At 71.3% G+C, this 22,129-nt stretch carries 17 protein-coding genes; 12 read left to right on the top strand and 5 right to left on the bottom strand.

The annotated features are described in order from the left end of the window. The first annotated feature begins 23 nt into the window (after positions 1–23). The 4 genes from ACWDVB_RS24175 to ACWDVB_RS24160 all read left to right on the top strand — a co-directional run bounded on the left by ACWDVB_RS24175 (position 24) and on the right by ACWDVB_RS24160 (position 4,536). Positions 24–674: a hypothetical protein gene (locus ACWDVB_RS24175; RefSeq protein WP_451516674.1), complete on the top strand. Its 651-nt coding sequence runs from the start codon at positions 24–26 to the stop codon at positions 672–674. A gap of 199 nt (positions 675–873) precedes the next feature. Then, positions 874–1,053, top strand: a complete 180-nt coding sequence (locus ACWDVB_RS24170; RefSeq protein WP_451516675.1) for a hypothetical protein — start codon at positions 874–876, stop codon at positions 1,051–1,053. A 67-nt stretch (positions 1,054–1,120) separates the two neighbouring features. Then, positions 1,121–4,201 (top strand): helix-turn-helix transcriptional regulator, encoded by a 3,081-nt coding sequence (locus ACWDVB_RS24165; protein ID WP_451516676.1) that lies wholly within the window; start codon positions 1,121–1,123, stop codon positions 4,199–4,201. 80 nt (positions 4,202–4,281) lie between these two features. Further along, the gene (locus tag ACWDVB_RS24160; RefSeq protein WP_451516677.1) at positions 4,282–4,536 is read left to right on the top strand and encodes a DUF6191 domain-containing protein; all 255 of its coding nucleotides are present in this window, start codon (positions 4,282–4,284) and stop codon (positions 4,534–4,536) included. A gap of 1 nt (position 4,537) precedes the next feature. Here ACWDVB_RS24160 and ACWDVB_RS24155 read toward each other — a convergent pair whose 3' ends face one another. Then, on the bottom strand, positions 4,538–5,698 hold the full coding sequence (locus ACWDVB_RS24155) for a PQQ-dependent sugar dehydrogenase (RefSeq protein ID WP_451516678.1): 1,161 nt from the start codon (positions 5,696–5,698) through the stop codon (positions 4,538–4,540). 152 nt (positions 5,699–5,850) lie between these two features. Continuing rightward, complete coding sequence (locus ACWDVB_RS24150; protein ID WP_451516679.1) at positions 5,851–6,876, bottom strand: aldo/keto reductase; 1,026 nt, start codon at positions 6,874–6,876, stop codon at positions 5,851–5,853. A 119-nt stretch (positions 6,877–6,995) separates the two neighbouring features. On the opposite strand from ACWDVB_RS24150, the gene ACWDVB_RS24145 reads away from it, so the two are divergent. The 6 genes from ACWDVB_RS24145 to serA all read left to right on the top strand — a co-directional run bounded on the left by ACWDVB_RS24145 (position 6,996) and on the right by serA (position 16,966). After that, positions 6,996–7,949 carry a 2-hydroxyacid dehydrogenase gene (locus ACWDVB_RS24145; protein ID WP_451516680.1) on the top strand — a complete coding sequence of 318 codons (954 nt, stop codon included), beginning with the start codon at positions 6,996–6,998 and terminating at the stop codon, positions 7,947–7,949. A gap of 329 nt (positions 7,950–8,278) precedes the next feature. Beyond that, on the top strand, positions 8,279–11,371 hold the full coding sequence (locus tag ACWDVB_RS24140) for a putative bifunctional diguanylate cyclase/phosphodiesterase (protein WP_451516681.1): 3,093 nt from the start codon (positions 8,279–8,281) through the stop codon (positions 11,369–11,371). 234 nt (positions 11,372–11,605) lie between these two features. After that, the gene (locus ACWDVB_RS24135) at positions 11,606–13,453 is read left to right on the top strand and encodes an acetolactate synthase large subunit (RefSeq protein ID WP_451516682.1); all 1,848 of its coding nucleotides are present in this window, start codon (positions 11,606–11,608) and stop codon (positions 13,451–13,453) included. A 29-nt stretch (positions 13,454–13,482) separates the two neighbouring features. Then, on the top strand, positions 13,483–14,010 hold the full coding sequence (gene ilvN, locus ACWDVB_RS24130; protein WP_451516683.1) for an acetolactate synthase small subunit: 528 nt from the start codon (positions 13,483–13,485) through the stop codon (positions 14,008–14,010). A 119-nt stretch (positions 14,011–14,129) separates the two neighbouring features. Next, complete coding sequence (gene ilvC / locus ACWDVB_RS24125; protein ID WP_451516684.1) at positions 14,130–15,131, top strand: ketol-acid reductoisomerase; 1,002 nt, start codon at positions 14,130–14,132, stop codon at positions 15,129–15,131. A gap of 242 nt (positions 15,132–15,373) precedes the next feature. Further along, positions 15,374–16,966: a phosphoglycerate dehydrogenase gene (gene serA / locus ACWDVB_RS24120; protein WP_451516685.1), complete on the top strand. Its 1,593-nt coding sequence runs from the start codon at positions 15,374–15,376 to the stop codon at positions 16,964–16,966. Between the two features lie 98 nt (positions 16,967–17,064). Here the strand turns inward: serA and ACWDVB_RS24115 are convergent, their stop codons facing one another. Next, entirely contained in the window at positions 17,065–18,606 is a 1,542-nt protein-coding gene (locus ACWDVB_RS24115; protein WP_451516686.1) for an MFS transporter, read from the bottom strand. A 96-nt stretch (positions 18,607–18,702) separates the two neighbouring features. On the opposite strand from ACWDVB_RS24115, the gene ACWDVB_RS24110 reads away from it, so the two are divergent. Next, entirely contained in the window at positions 18,703–19,284 is a 582-nt protein-coding gene (locus ACWDVB_RS24110; protein WP_451516687.1) for a TetR/AcrR family transcriptional regulator, read from the top strand. 73 nt (positions 19,285–19,357) lie between these two features. On the opposite strand, the gene ACWDVB_RS24105 is transcribed toward ACWDVB_RS24110, so the two are convergent. After that, complete coding sequence (locus ACWDVB_RS24105) at positions 19,358–19,705, bottom strand: hypothetical protein (RefSeq protein WP_451516688.1); 348 nt, start codon at positions 19,703–19,705, stop codon at positions 19,358–19,360. Positions 19,706–19,799: 94 nt separating this feature from the next. Further along, positions 19,800–21,035, bottom strand: coding sequence for a PucR family transcriptional regulator (locus ACWDVB_RS24100; protein ID WP_451516689.1), 1,236 nt, complete (start codon positions 21,033–21,035; stop codon positions 19,800–19,802). A gap of 162 nt (positions 21,036–21,197) precedes the next feature. Between ACWDVB_RS24100 and ACWDVB_RS24095 the strand changes: the two genes are divergently transcribed. Further along, positions 21,198–22,124, top strand: a complete 927-nt coding sequence (locus ACWDVB_RS24095; RefSeq protein WP_451516690.1) for a proline dehydrogenase family protein — start codon at positions 21,198–21,200, stop codon at positions 22,122–22,124. Positions 22,125–22,129 lie beyond the last annotated feature (5 nt).

Genomic DNA, 22,129 nt, shown 5'->3' with positions numbered 1-22,129 from the left:
ACTCCGTCCGTACGGTGCGGCGCATGGGTACTAAGACAGAGGACGCGGCCGGGGCCAAGGATGCCCCCGGGACCGAGGAAGTGACCGGGGCCGAGAAGTCGGCGCCGAAGGCGGAGGCGCCCGAAGTCGACGTCACCAAGTCCGAGGCAGAGGCCGAGGATGCCGCCGGGGACGCCACCGCCGACGAGGCCGGCGACGGCGCCGACGCCGAGACGGACGCGGACCTGTCCGACGAGACGGACGACATCGAGGACGGGCCCGCCAAGCCCGCCACGTCCGCCGGGGTCGGCCAGGGCGCCGCGGCCGTCGTCTCCGTCGCGCTCGGCGTCATCGGCCTCTCCGGCGGCTGGCTCGGCACGGTCGCCGCGGCCCGCTCCAACATCGTCGGACAGCTGGAGACCGCCCAGTCCGCGAGCGTCGCCAACCAGATCCAGGCCCTGTACGGCGACTCCTGGAAGATCACCGCGCTCATCGCCGGCATCTTCGCGCTCGCCGCCCTGGTCACCGGCTTCGTGGTCCTGGTCAAGCCCGCGTTCGGCGCCCCCGGCAAGGAGCAGGCGCCGTGGATCAAGTCCGTGTCGTGGGCGGGCGTCGTGCTCGGTGTGATCGGGCTGATCCTCGCCATCGCCAAGTACTCGGACCTGCTGCTCGGCCTCCCGTCGGCACCGTCCTGAGGCACCCCGTACGTACATAGCGCTCAAGTAAGGCAAGGGCGGGTCAGGGGCTAAGGCCCCCGGCCCGCCCTTCCTCATGCCTAAGGCCCCTCACCCCCCGGAGATGCGGAACTCGCCCGATGTGGGCGACCCCCCTGGGAGACGAGAGTGGAGTCATCGCAGAGAGCGATGGCACCACCGACAACCCAAGGGGTACGAGATGTTCGAGTACGAGATGCACCAGCTGCGCGCCGACGACCTCGTTCGGGAGGCCGACCGCCGCCGCCTGGTCCGCGAGGCCCGCCGCATCCGCGCCGCCGCCCGCCGCTCGGCCCGCCACGAAACCGAGGGGCGGGTGAGCGCGTCCTTGTGGAAGTCCCGCTTCGCACGGGCCGCCTGAGGTGGACCGGCCCGCACCCGGGTCCGTCCCGCGGACACGGGGTGCCGGACCGTCCGCGCACTGTGCGATGCTCGCGGGCGTGGAGACCAGGTCCGTCAGCCCGGTGTTCGTCGGTCGCACCGACGAACTGGGCGTACTGAACGAAGCGCTCGCCCGCGCCACGGGAACCCCGCTCGAAGGAGCCGGGGGCCCCGGCACGGGCGAGCCGCAGGCGTTGCTGCTCGGCGGCGAGGCGGGCGTCGGAAAGACGCGCCTCGTCGAGGAGTTCACGGAGGCCGCCGAGAAACAGGGCGCCGTCGTCGCGCTCGGCGGCTGCGTGGAGATCGGAGCCGACGGCCTGCCGTTCGCCCCCTTCTCCACCGCCCTGCGCGCCCTGCGCCGTCGGCTCCCCGACGAGCTGGCCGCCGCGGCCGAGGGCCAGGAGGAGGAGCTCGCCCGCCTCCTGCCCGAACTGGCCAGCACTGCCCCGCACGGCCACGGTCGAGCCGGCCGGTCCGACGAGCAGGACATGGCGCGGCTCTTCGAACTCACCGCCCGCCTCCTGGAGCGCCTCTCCCGCGAACGCACGCTCGTCGTCGCCCTGGAGGACCTGCACTGGGCGGACGCCTCCACCCGCCACCTCCTCGCCTATCTCTTCCGCACCCTGCGCGGCGGCCGCCTCGTCCTGATCGCCACCTACCGCGCCGACGACATCCACCGCCGCCACCCGCTGCGCCCCCTCCTCGCCGAGCTGGACCGGCTGCGCACGGTGCGCCGCGTCGAACTGGGCCGCCTCAGCAAGGACGAGGTCGCCCGCCAGATGGCCGGCATACTCGCCGCCGAACCCGAGCAGGCCCTGGTCGACGAGATATTCGACCGCTCCGACGGCAACGCCTTCTTCGTCGAGGAACTCGCCGTCGCCGCCCACGGCAGCAGCTGCGCGGGCCTCACCGACTCCCTGCGCGACCTGCTCCTCGTCCGCGTCGAGGAGCTGCCCGAGGACACCCAGCGGGTGGCGCGCATCGTCGCCGAGGGCGGCTCCACCGTCGAGTACGAACTGCTCGCCGAGGTCGCCGGGCTCAGCGAGGACGACCTGATCGAGGCCCTGCGCGCCGCCGTCGGCGCCAACATCCTCCTCGCCTCGCCCGAAGGCGACGGCTACCGCTTCCGGCACTCCCTGGTCCGCGAGGCCGTCAGCGACGACCTGCTGCCCGGCGAACGCTCCCGCATCAACCGCCGCTTCGCCGAGGCCCTGGAAGCCGACCCCGCGCTCGTCGCCGCCGACCAGCGCGCCGCCCGCCTCGCCAGCTACTGGTACCACGCGCACGACGCCGCCAAGGCCCTGCCCGCCGTCCTGCGCGCCTCCGTCGAGGCCCGCCACCGGCACGCCTACGCCGAGCAACTGCGCCTGCTCGAACGGGCGATGGAGCTGTGGGACGACGCCACCGACGACGTACGCGAAGAACTCCGCCCCGCCGACTACGTCGAGGGCTACCCTGCCTGCGGCTGCGACCCCCTCACCACCTCGCTGCGCTATCTGGACCTGATGGCCGAGGCCACCGTCGCCGGACGCCTCTGCGGCGAACGCGACCGCGCCCTGAAGATCACCAAGCGCGCCCTGCGCCTCCTGGACGGCGAGAACGACCCCCTGCGGTCCGCCTGGTTCTGGGTCCAGCGCTCCCGCCTCGTCTCCACCCTGGGCCGCGGCGACGGCTGGGACGAGATCGCCAGGGCCCAGGAGCTGATGCGCGGCCTGCCGCCCTCCGAGGTGCACGCGGACGTGCTCGTCCACCGCGCCTCCTGGGGCATGCTGCACGACCCCGGCCCGGAGACCATGGCCGCCGCCGAACGGGCCGTCGAGTACGCCCGCATGGTCGAGGCCGACACCATCGAGCTCAACGCCCGGCTCACCCGCGGCAACCTCCTCATCGAAGCGGGCGACCCGGAAGCCGGCCTCGCCGAGATGTACGAGGTCAGGGACCGCGTCGTCGAACAGGGCCTGGTCACCGACCTCGGCCGCGCCCACATCAACCTCCCCTCCGCCCTGGAAGGCGTCGGCCGCTCCGCCGAGTCCGTGAAGGTCGCGATGGAGGGCATCGAGTTCTGCCGGAAGTACGGCCTGATGGACACCGAGGGCTGGGTCTGGGCCAACGCCGCCGAATCCCTCGTCTCCCTCGGCCGCTGGGACGAGGCCGCCGAAGCCGTCGCCCACACCCACCGCTGCGTGCAGAGCGCCAAACCCCGGGGCTCCGCCGCCCAGTGCTCCGCCCGTATGGCGCTCTACCGCGGCGACCACGACGCCGCCACCCGGCACCTTCAGGCCGCCTACCACCACTACGGCAGCCACGACCCGCAGCCGCAGTACATCCTCCCGCTGGCCCGCATCTCCCTCGGCATCGCGGCGGCCGAGGGCCGCATCCTCGACGGCCGCGCCGAGATCGAACGCGGCCTCGCCTCCGGCCTCCCCTTCGGCACCTACAAATACGGCTGGCCGCTGCTCCTGGCCGCCGCCGCGATGGAGGCCGACGCCCGCGGCCTGCCCGCCGCCGAGGCCGGCCGCCCCGCCGCCCTCGAACGGATCCGCCGGATCACCAAGTCCCTCGCCACCCCCATCCCGCTCTGGCGCGCCTACGACGAGTGGACCCGCGCCGAACTCCTGCGCGCCGAGGGCCGCGACGGACCCGCCGACTGGTCCGCCGTGGTCACCGCCGTCGCCTGCCTGGACCGCCCCTACGATCTCGCCCATGTCCGCCTCCGTCTCGCCGAATCCCTCCTCGCCTCGGACAGCGCCGACCGCGACCGCGCCGCCCAACTGCTCCGCCAGGCCGGTGAGCTGGCCGAGAGCCTCGGCGCGCGGCCGCTCGCCGACTCGATCACCGGACTCGCCCAGCGGGCCCGCCTCACCCTGAACCCCACCGAGCCCATCCGCGTCACCGCCCCGGCCGACCCCGCCGAGGCGCTCGGTCTGACCAGCCGGGAGCGGGACGTCCTGCGCCTGGTCGCGGTGGGCCGCAGCAACCGCCAGATCGCCGAGGAACTCTTCATCTCCCCGAAGACGGCGAGCGTCCACGTCTCCAACATCCTCGCCAAGCTGTCCGTCACCGGCCGCGGCGAGGCGGCGGCCCTCGCCCACCGGCTACGCCTGTTCCCACCCGCGAGCCGCGGCTGACCTGCGCCTCTGCGCCCTCGGCCGCTTTCCGGCGGCCTCGCTTACGCTTGACGGCAGGAACCCGGCTCCAAGGAGGCGCAGTGTTCAACGCGATCGAGGCCCTGTTCGCGCCGGGGCGCAAGCACACCGACGACGAGCAGAAGCGTCTGGAGATGACCCGCGTCGACCTCGCCGACGGGGACCCCGGGCGCGGACCGATCGACCTGTCGTCGGGCAAGGTGGTCGTACGCCCATCTGTCCCGTCGCCCCGCACGGACGAGACGCCGGACTCCGAAGACACGCCGCAGGCGGCGCCGCCCGATCAGATATCCCCCTCCGCGCCGCCGAGCGGCTGAGTCACTTCACCTCCACCTCCAGGATCTTGTCGTCCCCCTTCTCCGGCGTCCCCCGCGAGTCCGTCTCGTTCGTGAGCAGCCACAGCTTGTCGCCGCCCGCCGCGAGCACCGTGCGCAGCCGGCCGTGCTCGCCCTTCAGGAAGGACTGCGGCTTCGGCTCGCCCGCCACATCACGGACCGGGATGCGCCACAGCCGCTCCCCGCGCAGGCCCGCCATCCAGACCGAACCCTCGGCGTAGGCGACGCCGCTCGGTGAGGCCTCCGACGTCTTCCACTGGGCGACCGGATCACGGAAGCCCTCCTTGCCGGCCTTGCCCTCGGCCTCGGGCCAGCCGTAGTTCTCCCCGGCCTTGATCTCGTTCAGCTCGTCCCAGGTGTTCTGGCCGAACTCCGCGGCCCACAGCCGCTTCTGCTCGTCCCAGGCGAGGCCCTGCACATTGCGGTGGCCCAGCGAATAGACGGGGGAGTCGGCGAAGGGGTTGCCGGGGGCGGGCTCGCCGTCCGGCGTCAGACGCAGGATCTTGCCGCCCAGGGACTTCTTGTCCTGCGCCAGGTCCGTGTCGCCCGTCTCGCCCGCGCCCGCGTACAGCATCTTGTCCGGGCCGAAGGCGATCCGGCCGCCGTTGTGGATCGTGCCCTTGGGGATGCCCCTGAACACCGTGTCGGGCGCGCCCAGCTGCTCGCCCGAGGGCTTCTTCTCGTCGTACAGCATCCGGGCGATGCGGTTGTCGGATTCCGTTGTGAAGTACGCGTACACCATCTGGTCCGAGGCGTACGAGGGGGAGAGCGCGAGGCCCATCAGGCCGCCCTCGCCGCCGGGGGAGACGCCGGGCACCGAGCCGAGCTGCGTCTTCTTGCCCGTCGTGCCGTCGACCCGGGTGATCGTGCCCTCGTCGCGCGAGGAGACCAGGAGGTCGCCGCCGGGCAGCGCCGCGAGGCCCCACGGGGATTTCAGGCCCGTGGTCAGGGTGCGGGTCACCTTCGCCGAGCCCTTCTCCGGTGGGGGTTCGGCGCCCGGCTTCCCGGTGGGGGACTCGCTCGCCCTCTCCCGTTTCGAGGGGCTCTCGCGGTTGTCCGGCTGGTCCTGGCCACCGGACGAACACCCGGCAGCGAGGGCGAGGACGGCGGCGGTCAACACGGCCGTGACAGCAGGTCGTTGCATGATCAGGATCCCTTCGACGCGGCGGTTCTACTGTTCATACACCGCTCCCGCCCCGCAGGTTCCCATTCCGCCATCACGAGATCACGCACGGTGTCCGCGAGGTGAGCGGCTCCTCGCCCCACTCCCCACCGCGCCACACCGGCCGCAAGCCCTCAGTCCCAGGACCCCAGCGCCGCCGGCAGCGCCGCGATCTCCGCCAGATCCGCCCCGGTCAGCCGCACCGCCGCCGCCCCCGCGTTCTCCACCGCCCAGCGCTCCCGCTTGGCGCCGGGTATCGGCACCACATGCCGGCCCTGGGCGAGCACCCACGCCAGCGCGATCTGCGCCGGCGTCGCCCCGTGGCGCTCCGCCACCCGGCGCAACCCCACCACCAGCGGCTGGTTGGCCGCCATCATCTCGGCGGTGAAGCGCGGATGCCGGGCCCGCAGATCGTCCGGCTCGAAGCCCTGGCCCGGCGTGAGCGTCCCGGTGAGGAAACCATTCCCCAGCGGCATCGCCGCGAGTAAGCCCACTCCGCGCGCCACGCACCACGGCAGCAGCGCCTCCAGCGCCTCGGGCGACCACACCGACAGCTCGGCCTCCACCACGCTCACCGGAAAGACCTGCTGCACGCGCTCCAGCTGCCGGATCGTCACGTCGTGCAGCCCGGCCCCGGGCCGCCCCGGCACCGCACGCCGGTGCGCGCGGGCCCCCACCGCGCACAGCCCGAGCGCCCGCACCTTCCCGGCGGCGACGAGTTCGGCCATCGCGCCCCACGTCTCCTCGACGGGCACCTCGGGGTCGGCGCGGTGCAGCTGGTACAGGTCGATGGTGTCGATCTGGAGCCGCCGCAGCGACGCGTCGCAGGCCCGCTTCACATAACCGGGGCGGCCGTTGGCGACGATGTGCTGCTCGCCCACGAGCAGCCCGCACTTCGTCGACACGAACGCCTCGGCACGCCGCTCCTTCAGCACCCGGCCGAGCAGCAGTTCGTTGGTGAAGGGCCCGTACATGTCCGCGGTGTCCAGCAGCGTCACCCCCGCACCGGAAGCGCCGGCGGCGTCCAAGGCCGCGTGCACGGTGCGCAGCGACGCGTCGCCGCGCTGCCGCGAGCCGGTGTACGCCCAGCTCATCGGCATGCAGCCGAGTCCGACGGCGCCCACTTCGAGCGCCCCCGCGCCGATCGTCCTGCGCTCCACCTGGTCGTACCCTCCCACTGCTCGTCCGGAGATCACCCAAACTAACCGCTGCCGCCCGGGACCCGGGGCGCGGCCTCCCCGCCGCCGGTACGTGACCTGGGCGCATTAGCCTCCTGAGCATGACGACAGACGTATGGCTTCCGTTCGCAGCGCACGAGATCGAGGGCCTGCCCGAGGCGTCCGCGGCGGATCTCAACTACCGCTACTGGGACGGCGGGCCGGAGTTCCCCGCGGACCCGGCCGACTGCGGCTTCTACGCGGTGCCCTACATGAAGGGCACCGAGATCGCCGTGCGCCCCCTGCCCGCGATGACGTCCGTACGCGTCGTGCAGACGCTGACCGCGGGGATCGACCACGTGCAGCCGGGGCTAAAGTTCCTCGCCCCCGGCGTGCGGCTGTGCAACGCCCGCGGGGTGCACGAGGCCAGCACCGCCGAGCTCGCGCTCGGTCTGATCCTCGCGTCGCTGCGGGGCATACCGCGCTTCGTCGAGGGACAGCGGCAGGAGGAGTGGCGGTCCGGGTTCTATCCGGCGCTCGCCGACAAGTCCGTGCTCATCGTGGGCTACGGATCGATCGGTTCCGCCATCGAGGACCGGCTCGCACCCTTTGAGTGTGCGCGGGTGGCGCGCGTCGCGCGCTCTGCCCGTGCCACGGAGCGCGGCCCCGTGCATCCGCTCGCCGAACTGCACTCCCTGCTGCCCGCCGCCGACGTCGTCGTGGTCTCGACGCCGCTCACCGAGGACACCCGAGGCCTGGTGGGCGCCGAATTCCTGGCCCGCATGAAGGACGGCGCGCTGCTCGTCAACGTCGCCCGCGGCCCCGTGGTCGACACCAAGGCGCTCGTCGCCGAACTGGAATCCCGCCGCATCACCGCCGCCCTCGACGTGACCGACCCGGAACCGCTGCCCGCGGGCCACCCCCTGTGGCACGCTCCTGGAGTGCTCATCAGCCCGCACGTGGGCGGCTCCACGTCCGCGTTCCTGCCCCGCGCCCAACGCCTGATAGCCGCGCAGCTGACCGGATTCGCCGCCGGACAGCCCCTCGACAACGTCGTGCACACCACCGGCGGTTGATCACCTGAGGCCGCTTTGTGCACGCTGCGTACTCGTATGTGCGCGCCCCGTGCCCACTTTGTCGCTGGTAGTCACGGAGCGTAGAGGAGCTATGTCCCTGTGTGACCGAGCTGGTGTATCGTCCCGACAGGGGATGCGCCGTGGACCGTTCGGCGCCGGGGATCGAGACATCAGAAGTGCGTCAGAGTGCGAGGGGGGCGACGGGCGATGTACGACCTATGGGCGGACAATCCGACACGGCGGGAAAGCCGCCGCCGACTCTCGCGCACACCGGTCGGCAGACGCGTGGACCGTACGGACATGGGGGCGGCGCGGACCAGGGCGGTCCGGTGAGTGCCCCGCCGTCCACCGCCGTCCTCGAGGCGAGCCTCTCCTCGGCTCCGCCGGCCCCGAGGGCGCCGTCGTCGGCCCGCCGCCCCCTGCCGGGCGGTCGCGGCCTCGTGTCCCAGCTCACGCTGCTGCTGATCTGCGGCGCGTACGCCATGGGCTCCGCCATCGGCTGGGGATCGGAACGACTCGCCCTGGTCATGGGCGACTTCGGGCTGAGCGTCGCGGCGGCGGCCGCCGCGATCTCCTGCTTCCGCTACTCCCGCACCCGCCGCAGCCGCTTTCGACCCGCATGGCTGCTGTTCGCGCTCTCCTCCGCGATGGCGGCCCTGGGCAACGCCGTCTGGGGCTGGTACGAAGTCGTGCTCCAGCGCGATGTGCCGACCACGGGCCTGGCCGACCTCTTCTTCCTGTGCTTCGCGCCGCCCGCCATCATCGGTCTGCTCGTGCTCGCCAAACGACCGGTGACCAAGGCGGGCTGGGGCTGCCTCGCCCTCGACTCCTGGCTGATCGGGGGCTCGCTCCTCACGCTCTCCTGGAGCCTGGCCCTCGCGCGCACCGCGCAGTCCGAGGACCAGAGCGTCACGCACGCCGCGCTCTCGCTCGCCTACCCGCTCCTCGACATCGCACTGGTCAGCATGGTCCTCGCACTGCACTTCAGGCGGTCGTCCGCCAACCGCACCGCGGTGAACACCGCGATCGCCGCGCTCGCCCTGACGGTGATGTGCGACGCGCTGTTCACCTCGCCCCTGCTGCACGCGGGATACCGCTCGGGCCAGCTGCTGGACGCCGGCTGGTTCACGGGCTCGCTGCTCCTCGCGTACGCCCCTTGGGCCGTGCCCTGGCACGCGCGCGAGGGAGCCGGGACGGACCAGGCGCGCGCGGCGGACGACGGCGGGCCCGAGGACACGCGGGCCGCCACCACCCGGCCGATCGCCGGGTCACTGGCAGCCCTGACGCCGTATCTCGCCGCCGCGGTCTGCACATTGGGGGTGCTCTACAACGTGTTGAGCGGACGCAGCGTCGACCGCGTCATGCTCTTCACGGCGGGCACCGTCGTGCTCGCCCTTGTCGCACGCCAGGGCATCATGCTCCTGGACAACATCACCCTCACCCAGGAGCTCGCCCAGAAGGAGAACCACTTCCGCTCCCTGGTCCAGGGTTCCAGCGATGTCATCATGATCGCCGCGCCGAACGGCATCCTGCGGTACGTGAGTCCGGCCGCCGCCGGGGTCTACGGCCGCGACGCCGAGGAGCTCGTCGGCTCCGAGCTCGCGTCGCTGATACACCCCGAGGACCTCGGCCGGGTCGTCCACGAGGTCCGCAGATTCCTCGCCGCCAACCCCGTCGAGGAGCCCACCACCCGCATCGAGTGCCGCTTCAGGTCCGGCGACGGCGACTGGCTCAACGTGGAGTCCACCGTCAACCGCCACCACGGCGGCCTCATCTTCAACAGCCGGGACGTCACCGAAAGGGTCCGCCTCCAGGCACAGCTGCAGCACAACGCCGAGCACGACCCGCTCACCGACCTGCCCAACCGCGCCCTGTTCACCCGGCGCGTGAGCCAGGCGCTGACCGGCCGCAGAGTGACCGACCGCGGCACTGCCGTGCTCTTCATCGACCTCGACGGCTTCAAGGCCGTCAACGACACCATCGGCCACCAGGCCGGTGACGAACTGCTCATCCAGGCGGCACGCAGACTTCAGGAGGCGGTGCGTTCGGGCGACACCGCCTCCCGGCTCGGCGGCGATGAGTTCGCGGCTCTCATCGTCGGCGACGGGACCAGGGACCAGGCCGCCAGGGAACAGCACATCTACGAACTCGCCGACCGGCTGAGAATCACCCTCTCCCAGCCCTACGCCATCGACGGCAACGACGTCCGCGTCGCGGCGTCCATCGGCGTGGCGTTCGCCGAACCGGGCATCGGCGCGGGGGAGCTGCTGCGCAACGCCGACCTCGCGATGTACCGCGCCAAGGCCGCGGGCAAGGGCCGCGTCGAGCTGTACGCCCCGCAGATGCAGGCCGACGTGGTCCGCAAGGCGGAGCTGGCCACCCGGCTGCGCTCCGCCCTGCACGACGGCGAGTTCGCGCTGCTCCACCAGCCCGTGGTCTCCCTCGACGACGGCCGGATCACGGCGGTCGCCGCGCAGGCCCGCTGGCGCTCGGCGCAGGGCATCCTCTTCACGCCCGCCGAGTTCCTGCGGGTCTCCGAGGCGGGGAACGGCAGGGAGGCGGGGAACGGCAGGGAGGGCGACCGCGCCGCCGAGCTCGGCCGCTGGATGCTCGAAGAGGCCGTCCAGCAGGCCGCCGAGCGCGGCCGCACCGGCCACGCGGTGCCGGTGGCCGTCCGGATGACCGCACGGCGCCTCCTGGACCGCTCCATGCCCCTCGGCTCCATCGAGGCGCTCCTGACCCGGCACGGGCTGCCCTCCGGGGCGCTCATCATCGAGCTGGCCGACAGCGACCCCCGGGTCTCCCTGGACGACCTGGAGCGCCGGCTCACGGCCCTGCGCAGGCTCGGCGTACGCGTCGCCCTCGACGGTTTCGGCAGCGGCTATGCCGCGATCACGGCGCTGCGCCGGCTCCCCGTGGACGTACTGAAGCTCGACCGCGGCCTGATCGAGGGCGTCGTCGAGTCCGCCAGGCTGCACAAGATCACCGCCGGTCTGCTCCGCATCGCGAACGACCTCGGGCTGCTCTCCGTGGCCGACGGCGTCGACCTGCCCGAGCAGGTGGTCGCCCTGCGCGCGATGGGCTGCACGCACGGGCAGGGTATGGCGTTCTCCGGGCCGCTCGACGAGTACCGGCTGCGCAGGGCGCTGTCGCTCGGCGAGTACGCGGTGCCGCGCGGCCCGGCCGAGCCGGTGCTCGCGGGCGGCCCTTCGGGGACGTACGCGAGCGGGCCCTCGCCGGCGTACGCCGGAGGGGCCTCGGGGGTGTTCGCGGGCGGGCCCGCGGGGGCGTACGTCGGCGGCCCGCCGGGGACGTACGCAGCGCCTTCGGGCACGTACGCGGGAGGCCTCCCGGCGACGTACGCGAGCGGCCCCTCGCCCTACGCACGTTCACATAATGAGACCCCCATCCCACCTACTTGACACGCCATGCGTGCCGGGGGGAGGGTCAAGGCCATGCGCACCCGAATTCTCGTACTTGGAAAGCGCGTCGGCTGAAGCTGGGACTGACCGGTCCGGACACCGGGCCCCCAGCGACCGCACCCGGCGCGCTCCCCTCGCTTGCCTCATGGCACGAGGGGTTTTTTGTTGCACCGGCACCCGCCAAACCCCCGCGAATCCCCCGCAAAAACCCTCAGCTTCGAGAAGAGAATGCCGATGACCGAGCAGGCCACCGGGGCCCACCATCCGCAGCCGCGGCCCCGATCCTCAGGACAGCAGTCCGCCCCCGTCGAGCACGTCACGGGCGCGCAGTCCCTCATTCGTTCTCTCGAGGAGGTCGGGGCCGACACGGTATTCGGCATCCCCGGCGGCGCCATCCTTCCGGCGTACGACCCGATGATGGACTCCACCCGGGTCCGGCACGTCCTGGTGCGGCACGAGCAGGGCGCGGGGCACGCCGCCACCGGCTACGCGCAGGCCACCGGCAAGGTCGGCGTCTGCATGGCGACGAGCGGCCCCGGTGCCACGAACCTCGTCACGCCGATCGCCGACGCCCACATGGACTCCGTCCCGATGGTCGCGATCACCGGCCAGGTGGCCTCCAAGGCGATCGGCACGGACGCCTTCCAGGAGGCGGACATCGTCGGCATCACGATGCCGATCACCAAGCACAACTTCCTGGTCACCAAGGCCGAGGACATCCCGCGCACCATCGCCGAGGCCTTCCACATCGCCTCGACGGGCCGTCCGGGCCCGGTCCTCGTGGACATCGCCAAGGACGCCCTCCAGGCGCGGACGACCTTCTCCTGGCCGCCGCAGCAGGACCTGCCGGGCTACCGCCCGGTGACCAAGCCGCACGCCAAGCAGATCCGCGAGGCCGCCAAGCTCATCACCGCGGCCAAGCGCCCCGTCCTGTACGTCGGCGGCGGCGTCCTGAAGGCCCACGCCACCGCCGAGCTGAAGGTCCTCGCCGAGCTCACCGGAGCGCCCGTCACCACCACACTGATGGCGCTCGGCGCGTTCCCCGACAGCCACCCGCTGCACGTGGGAATGCCGGGCATGCACGGTGCGGTCACCGCCGTCACCGCGCTGCAGAAGGCCGACCTGATCGTCGCCCTCGGAGCCCGCTTCGACGACCGCGTCACCGGCAAGCTGGACAGCTTCGCCCCGTACGCGAAGATCGTCCACGCCGACATCGACCCGGCCGAGATCGGCAAGAACCGCGCCGCCGACGTGCCGATCGTCGGTGACGCCCGCGAGGTCATCGCCGACCTCGTCCAGGCCGTCCAGGCCGAGCACACCGAGGGCCACACGGGCGACTACTCCGCCTGGTGGAAGGACCTCAACCGCTGGCGCGACACCTACCCGCTCGGCTACACCCAGCCCGAGGACGGCTCGCTCTCCCCGCAGCACGTCATCGAGCGCGTGGGCCAACTCGCCCCGGAGGGCACGATCTTCGCGGCGGGCGTCGGCCAGCACCAGATGTGGGCCGCGCACTTCATCCAGTACGAGAAGCCCGCGACCTGGCTCAACTCCGGCGGCGCCGGGACGATGGGCTACGCGGTCCCGGCCGCGATGGGCGCCAAGGCCGGCCAGCCGGACCGTACGGTCTGGGCGATCGACGGCGACGGCTGCTTCCAGATGACCAATCAGGAGCTCACCACCTGCTCCCTGAACAACATCCCGATCAAGGTCGCCATCATCAACAACGGCGCCCTCGGGATGGTCCGCCAGTGGCAGACGCTGTTCTACAACCAGCGTTACTCCAACACCGTCCTGCACAGCGGTCCCGAGGACATCGGCCCCAACAAGGGCACCCGCGTCCCGGACTTCGTGAAGCTGTCGGAGGCCATGGGCTGCGTGGCGCTGCGCTGCGAGCGCCCCGAGGACCTGGACAAGGTCATCGCCGAGGCCAACGCCATCAACGACCGCCCCGTCGTGGTCGACTTCATCGTCCACGAGGACGCCCAGGTCTGGCCGATGGTCGCCGCGGGGACCTCGAACGACGAGGTCATGGCCGCCCGCGGGGTCCGCCCCGACTTCGGCGACAACGAAGACGACTGAGACCGAGAGCGAAAGAGAGACCAAGAGTCATGTCCACCAAGCACACGCTCTCCGTCCTGGTCGAGAACAAGCCCGGTGTCCTCGCCCGGATCACCGCCCTGTTCTCCCGCCGCGGCTTCAACATCGACTCGCTCGCCGTGGGCGTCACTGAGCACCCCGACATCTCCCGCATCACCATCGTGGTGAACGTCGAGGACCTGCCGCTCGAACAGGTGACCAAGCAGCTCAACAAGCTCGTCAACGTCCTGAAGATCGTCGAACTGGAGCCGGGCGCCGCCGTGGGGCGCGAACTCGTCCTGGCGAAGATCCGCGCCGACAACGAGACCCGCTCCCAGATCGTCGAGATCGTCCAGCTGTTCCGCGCCAAGACCGTGGACGTCTCACCGGAGGCCGTCACCATCGAGGCCACCGGCAGCAGCGACAAGCTGGAGGCCATGCTCAAGATGCTGGAGCCCTACGGCATCAAGGAGCTCGTCCAGTCCGGCACCATCGCGATCGGCCGCGGCTCCCGCTCCATCACGGACCGCAGCCTGCGGGCGCTCGACCGCAGCGCCTGACCCGGGCCCCCGGTACCCCTCGCGTACCGGGACCCTCTCGGATACCGAGACCCCTGAACTTCCCTCACTGAGCCCGCCGTACGGTGGGACGCAACACCAGCACACATAGGAGATTCCCAGTGGCCGAGCTGTTCTACGACGACGACGCCGACCTGTCCATCATCCAGGGCCGCAAGGTCGCGGTCATCGGCTACGGCAGCCAGGGCCACGCCCACGCGCTGTCGCTGCGCGACTCGGGTGTCGACGTCCGCGTCGGTCTGCACGAGGGCTCCAAGTCCAAGGCCAAGGCCGAGGAGCAGGGTCTGCGGGTCGTCACGCCCGCCGAGGCGGCGGCCGAGGCCGACGTCATCATGATCCTGGTGCCGGACCCGATCCAGGCCCAGGTCTACGAGGAGTCCATCAAGGACAACCTCAAGGACGGCGACGCGCTGTTCTTCGGCCACGGCCTGAACATCCGCTTCGGCTTCATCAAGGCCCCCGAGGGCGTCGACGTCTGCATGGTCGCCCCCAAGGGCCCGGGCCACCTCGTCCGTCGCCAGTACGAGGAGGGCCGCGGCGTTCCGTGTATCGCGGCCGTCGAGCAGGACGCCACGGGCAACGGCTTCCCGCTGGCGCTCTCGTACGCCAAGGGCATCGGTGGCACGCGTGCGGGCGTCATCAAGACGACCTTCACCGAGGAGACCGAGACCGACCTGTTCGGCGAGCAGGCCGTGCTCTGCGGCGGCACCGCCGCGCTGGTCAAGGCGGGCTTCGAGACGCTGACCGAGGCCGGCTACCAGCCGGAGATCGCGTACTTCGAGTGCCTCCACGAGCTGAAGCTGATCGTGGACCTCATGTACGAGGGCGGCCTGGAGAAGATGCGCTGGTCGGTCTCCGAGACCGCCGAGTGGGGCGACTACATCACCGGCCCGCGGATCATCACGGACGCCACCAAGGCCGAGATGAAGAAGGTCCTCACGGAGATCCAGGACGGCACGTTCGCCCAGCAGTGGATGGACGAGTACCACGGTGGTCTGAAGAAGTACAACGAGTACAAGACGCAGGACGAGAACCACCTCCTTGAGACCACGGGCAAGGAGCTGCGCAAGCTGATGTCCTGGGTCAACGACGACGAGGCCTGACGCACCCCGGGTCCGGGGCACCGCCTCGGGGCTCCGCCCCGGACCCCACCGTCGTTGTCCACCGCGTCCAGCCACGGACGGGTGATCCTTCCACGGAGGCACATGCTGAGCCCCGTGGCGCCACTACACTGCTGTCAACATTCGCGTCGGGCCCACAGCGTCGTGCGTCTTCCACGCGGTAGCACCCTCCACCGCCTGCGGCCGTCGGGACGGCCGTCCGCACTGGATTTGTGAGGACTCACGTGAGCTCGAAACCTGTCGTACTCATCGCTGAAGAGCTGTCGCCCGCCACCGTCGACGCCCTGGGCCCGGACTTCGAGATCCGGCAGTGCAACGGCGCGGACCGCGCCGAGCTGCTGCCCGCGATCGCCGATGTCGACGCGATCCTGGTCCGCTCCGCGACCAAGGTCGACGCCGAGGCCATCGCCGCCGCCAAGAAGCTGAAGGTCGTCGCCCGCGCGGGCGTGGGCCTGGACAACGTCGACGTGTCCGCCGCCACCAAGGCCGGCGTGATGGTCGTCAACGCCCCCACCTCGAACATCGTTACGGCCGCCGAGCTGGCCTGCGGCCTGCTCATCGCCACCGCGCGCAACATCCCCCAGGGCAGCCAGGCGCTGAAGAACGGCGAGTGGAAGCGGTCCAAGTACACCGGCGTCGAGCTCGCCGAGAAGACCCTCGGCGTCGTCGGCCTCGGCCGCATCGGCGCCCTCGTCGCCCAGCGCATGAGCGCCTTCGGCATGAAGATCGTCGCCTACGACCCGTACGTGCAGCCCGCGCGCGCCGCGCAGATGGGCGTGAAGGTCCTGTCGCTGGACGAGCTGCTCGAAGTCTCGGACTTCATCACGGTGCACCTGCCGAAGACGCCGGAGACCCTTGGCCTCATCGGCGACGAGGCGCTGCACAAGGTCAAGCCGACCGTCCGCATCGTCAACGCCGCGCGCGGCGGGATCGTCGACGAGGAGGCGCTGTACTCCGCTCTGAAGGAGGGCCGCGTCGCGGGCGCCGGTCTGGACGTGTACGCGAAGGAGCCCTGCACGGACTCCCCGCTCTTCCAGTTCGACCAGGTCGTCTGCACCCCGCACCTCGGTGCCTCCACGGACGAGGCGCAGGAGAAGGCGGGCATCGCCGTCGCCAGGTCGGTGCGCCTCGCGCTCGCCGGTGAGCTGGTGCCGGACGCGGTGAACGTCCAGGGTGGCGTCATCGCCGAGGACGTCCGTCCCGGCCTGCCGCTCGCCGAGAAGCTCGGCCGCATCTTCACCGCCCTCGCCGGCGAGGTCGCGGCCCGCCTCGACGTCGAGGTGTACGGCGAGATCACCCAGCACGACGTGAAGGTGCTCGAACTCTCCGCGCTCAAGGGCGTGTTCGAGGACGTCGTCGATGAGACGGTGTCGTACGTCAACGCTCCGCTGTTCGCCCAGGAGCGCGGCGTCGAGGTCCGCCTCACCACCAGCTCCGAGTCGCCCGACCACCGCAACGTGGTCACCGTGCGCGGCACGCTCTCCGACGGCGAGGAGATCGCGGTCTCCGGCACGCTGGCCGGGCCCAAGCACCTCCAGAAGATCGTCGCCATCGGTGAGTACGACGTTGACCTGGCGCTCGCCCAGCACATGGTCGTCCTGCGGTACGCCGACCGTCCGGGCGTCGTCGGCACCGTCGGCCGCGTCCTCGGCGAGGCGGGCATCAACATCGCGGGCATGCAGGTCGCCCGCGCTGACGTGGGCGGGGAGGCGCTTGCCGTCCTGACCGTCGACGACACGGTGCCGCAGTCGGTCCTGAACGAGCTCGCCGAGGAGATCGGTGCGGAGTCCGCTCGCGCGGTGAACCTCACGGACTAGGGCTCCGGAGCCTCGGGCGCCGTCATCACCGGCTTCGCCGAGTTCGTCCTCAAACGCCGGACAGGCTGGAATCTCCCACCTGTCCGGCGAGTTGGCTGTCAAACGCCGGACAGGCTGGAACCCTCCGCCTGTCCGGCGTTTTCGTGTGTCTGTACCTCCACCTTGCGCAGCGCCGTCGACGAGAGCGCCGCCGCCACGAGCAGCACCGCCGCCCCGGTCAGCGCCGCGACATGCATGCCGTTGGTGAACGCCTCGCGGGCCGTGGTCAAGAGTGCGTCCGCCGTGCGTTCCGGCAGGTGGTGCGCCGCCGCCACCGCGCCGCCGAGCGTCTCGCGGGCCTCGGCGGGGGCCCAGTCGGCTATCTGGCCGCGGTAGACCGCGTTGCCGATGGAGCCGAGGAGCGCCATGCCCATCGCGCCGCCGAACTCCTGACCCGTCTCCAGGAGCGAGGACGCGGCGCCCGCCTTCTCGGCCGGTGCCGCGCCGAGCGCCAGGTCGGTCAGCTGGGAGCCGATGACGACCGCGCCGCAGGCCAGGACGCCCGCCCCGGCGAGGACCAGCCACAGGGAGTCGGTGCCGGTCAGGACGAGCAAGCCGTAGCCGCAGGCGGAGACGGTGAAGCCGGTGGCGACGACATGCGCGCGGTTCATGCCGCGCTGCACGAGCGCCGTGGCGACGGGCGCGGCGAAGCCGATGAGGACCGAGGGCAGCAGTGCCCACAGCGCGGCCTCCATCGCGCTCTTGCCGAGCACGGACTGCAGGTACTGGGTGGTGAAGTACGCCGAACCCATCATCGCCAGCGACGAGACGAGGTTCAGCGAGACGGCGGCGCCGAAGGCACGGCCGCGCCCCCGGAAGAGCTCCGGCGAGATCATCGGCGACGCGATGGTGCGCTGGCGGTGGACGAAGAGGGCGGCGAAGGCGAGACCGACGGCGACGGACGCGACGTACGAGAACTTGATGCCCTCCGAGGGCATCTCCTTGAGGCCCCAGACGACCGGCAGCACAGCGGCCATGGACAGCGGCACGCTCAGCAGGTCGAAGCGGCCGGGCTCGGGGTCCTTGAACTCCGGGATCAGGACGGGTGCCAGGACGAGCAGCAGCACCATCGCGGGCAGATTGACGAGGAAGACCGACCCCCACCAGAAGTGTTCGACGAGGACGCCGCTCATCACCGAGCCGAGCGCGATGCCGGCGACCAGGACCGCCTGCCACATGCCGATCGCCTTCGCACGCTGTCCGGCGTCGCGGAACATGTTGCGTACGAGGGCCAAGGTGGACGGCATCAGGGTCGCGCCACCGATGCCGAGTACCGCGCGGGCGGCTATCAGCATCTCGGCGCTGTCCGCGTACGCGGCGGCGAGGGAGGCCGCGCCGAAGGCCACGGCGCCGAACATGAGGAGCTTGCGGCGGCCGACGCGGTCGCCGAGCGAGCCCATGGTCATCAGCAGCCCGGCGAGCACGAACGCGTAGACGTCGAAGATCCACAGCTGCTGCGTGCCGCTCGGCCGCAGGTCGGCGCTGACCTCCGGGATCGCGAAGTAGAGGACGGACACGTCCATCGAGACCAGGAGCAGCGGGAGCATCAGGACGGCGAGGGCGGTCCATTCCTTGCGGGTGGCGCGCGGGTTCGTCTGCATGACGGAGACTGTACGCACGTCTTATACGCTCGTCTAGTACGGCCGTATAAGACGATTGTCTGGGACGACTGTATGGGTCGGGAGTAAGGTGCCCGCATGGGACACCGAGAAGATCTGCTCGAAGGTGCGAAGCGCTGCCTGCTGGAGAAGGGGTTCGTCCGCACGACGGCCCGCGACATCGTGAAGGAGTCGGGGACCAACCTCGCGTCCATCGGCTACCACTACGGGTCCAAGGACGCCCTGCTCGTGGAGGCGTTCGTCGCGCTCGTCGAGCCGATGGGGGAGGGCTTCACGGCCTCGGGGGGTGAGGAGAGCACCGGGAAGGACGGCCTGGAGCGCTTCCTGGAGGTGTGGACGAACATCCTGCGCTCAGTTCCCGCATCGCGTCCCATCTGGATGATGACGCTGGAGGTCATCACGCAGGGCGAGCGGCTGGCGGGCATCCGGGAACTGCTGATCAAGGCGCAGGAGCAGGGGCGCAGCGGGCTCGCCGCGCTGTTCACCGGAATCGACGAGAGCGTCATCCCGGCCGACGTCGTCGAGACCGAGGGCCGCTTCTACACGACGCTGCTCAACGGCCTGATGGTCCAGTGGCTCTTCGACCCGGAATCGGCGACGACCGCCGAGCAGCTCACGGAGGGCCTGCGGCGGGTGATGGCGCGGGCCGCCACGGCGTAGGGCTGCGCGCGGCACCCGGGGCCGACCGAGGTGCGGCCCGGGTTCCGGGCCGACCTCGAGGTCGCGGTGGTGGTTACCAGTTGATGCAGGTGGCCGGGACGTAGCCCTTGATGTTGTTGTCGTTCGGCATGACGTACAGCCACTTGTTGCTGCTCTTGCCGCAGAGCTTGTACGACTGGCCGGTGAAGGACTTGCCGTCGTTGCAGAGGAAGGCCTTGCGGCCCTTGTTCAGCTGGCCCACTGCGGTGCCGTTCACCTTTGCGGTGGTGCGCACCTTCACCGTCTCCTTGGCGGGGACGTTGGTGAGGCCCCGGGAGCAGTCCGGCTTCGTCGCGGCGGCGGCGGTGCCCGCGGTGAGGGCGGTGCCGGAGAGCGCGATGGCGGAGACGGCGAGGGCGGAGGCCAGCAGCCTGAGCTTCATAGAGTGTTCGTTCTCCTGTGTGGAGGGCTGGTGTTCGGACGGGGGAAACCGTACCTCTGGAAGATCACCGGAATGGTTGTTCGTTACCTGTCACTTACAGTCGTGACGACTTCAGGACCATGTGCAGCAGCAACCGGTCCTCGCCCTCGTCCAGGTCCAGGCCGGTGAGCTGCTCCACGCGCGAGAGGCGGTAGTAGAGCGTCTGGCGGTGGACGCCCAACTCCGCCGCCGTGCGCCCCGCTTGGCCCGCGCAGTCGAGGAAGACCTCCGCGGTGCGGGCCAGTTCGCGGTGGGCGGGGCTCAGCAGCCGGCCCGCCACCGGGTCGTGCGCGGTCTCCGGGGGGAGGGCCGTCAGGAGGCGGTACGGGCCCACGTCCGACCAGTGCGCCACCGGGCCGAAGCGCCGCTCGGCCAGTGCCGCGCGTGCCGCACCGGACGCCTCCCACCAGGCGGCGGCCAGATCCTCCAGGCCGTGCCGGGAACCGGCGATCCCGGCTGCCGGGCCGGTCGCCGTCGGCCCGGTCGCCCCGCCGCCCCGCGCCGTCTCCAGAAGGCGAGAGGCCGCGGTACGCGCCGGAGACAGCGCGTCGGCGGAACGGAGCCGGACCAGCGCCGCGAGGGAGTGGCCCGTCGCGCCCCACGGCACCGTGCAGATCGCCGCCGCGCCCGGCACCGTACGGGCCGCCGGGGCCTCGTCCGGGTCGGCGGACGGCCAGGGGGCCACGCACACCACGGCGTGCAGGCCCTCGCCGCGCGCCCCCAGGGCGGTGCGCAGGGCGGCCACCGCCATGTCCCGCTGCCAGCCCCGCTCGGCCGTCAGGACCGCGCGGAACTCCCGGGTCAGATCGGCGCCCGCCTGCGCCTCGTCGGCGAGCAGCGCGCCGATTCTGGACGCGACCTCCATGGCCGCGCCCAGCTGCTGGGCGGCCGGGCCCGGCTCGGCGTCGAGCAGCCATACGTATCCCAGGGCGAAGCCACGATGACGTACGGGAAGGCAGATCCGGCCCCGGTGGACGCCCGCCTCGGGGGTGGGCGGAATCAGGACCGGAGCGGTGGCGCGGGCGATGCCGAAGCCCTCGAACCAGGCGCGGACCTCGGCCGTGGAGCGGCGCGTCAGGATCGAGCGGGTGCGGACGGGGTCGAGGGCGGTCGCGTCGAAGCCGCTCTCGCCGTCGTCGCCGCCGTCGTGCGCGCCGAAGGCGATCAGCTCGAAATTGCGGTTCTCCAGGGTCGCGGGGGCGCCGAGCAGCGCCGAGATCTCGTCGACCAGTTCTTGGTAGTCGCCCTTCACCCGTCCATTCTCGCGCAGGGTGCCCGCTTCTTCAGACATCTGTCTGAGATCAAGGGCACGGATGCGTGACAGGTGTCGATGGCTCGGGGGCGGGGCGATCCCTAGATTTCACGGAGGTTCTCCGTGCCGTACCGCCACGTCACCTCTCCGTAGGACCATGGCGGTAGGGCACTCGATTTCGTACACCCGTGGAGGTGCCCCGTGCTGGGTCCCGTGATCCTCGCCGCGTCGCGCAGCGACAAGATGCGCCGCTTCGTCTCGGCGGCCCCCGGCACCAAGCAGGTCGTCGCCCGGTTCATCGCCGGCGAGAGCGTTGACCAGGTCGTCCCGGTCATCGTCGACGCCGCCGAGAAGGGCCTTGAGGTCACCCTCGACGTGGTGGGCGAGGACATTTCCACGGTAGAGCAGTCCTACGCGGCCCGCGACGCCTACCTGGAGCTCATCGAGCGTCTGAAGGACCTGGGCCTCGGCACCAAGGCCGAGATGTCGGTGAAGCTGTCGATGTTCGGGCAGGCGCTGGACGGCGGCCACGAGCTCGCGCTGAGCAACGTGCGGCCCGTCGTCGAGGCCGCCGCCGCGATCGGCACCACGGTCACCCTGGACGCCGAGGACCACACCACCCTCGACTCGATGTTCGCCATCCACGACGAGCTGCGCGAGGACTTCCCGCAGACCGGCTGCGTCATCCAGGCCTACCTGTTCCGCACCGAGGCCGACGCCCGCCGCCTCGCCGGGAACGGCAGCCGCGTACGCATAGTGAAGGGCGCCTACAAGGAGCCCGCCGAGGTCGCGTACCAGGACAAGGCGGAGATCGACAAGGCGTACGTCCGGATCCTGCGCATCCTGATGGAGGGCGAGGGGTACCCGATGATCGGGTCCCACGACCCGCGCCTGATAGCCATCACACAGGAGCTCGCGCGGCGCGCGGGGCGCAAACTGGATGAGTACGAATTCCAGATGCTGTACGGCATCCGCGGTGACGAACACCTGCGGCTCGCCGCCGAGGGCCACCGGATGCGCGTCTACACCGCCTACGGCACCGACTGGTACGGCTATTTCATGCGCCGTCTCGCGGAGAAGCCCGCCAACCTGCTCTTCTTCGCCCGCTCCATCCTCACCAAGGACTGAACCAA

The sequence above is a fragment of the Streptomyces sp. NPDC003379 genome, from assembly GCF_053589195.1.
The sequence above is the reverse complement of the archived record's forward strand: the minus strand, read 5'-3'. Positions and strand labels throughout refer to the sequence as shown.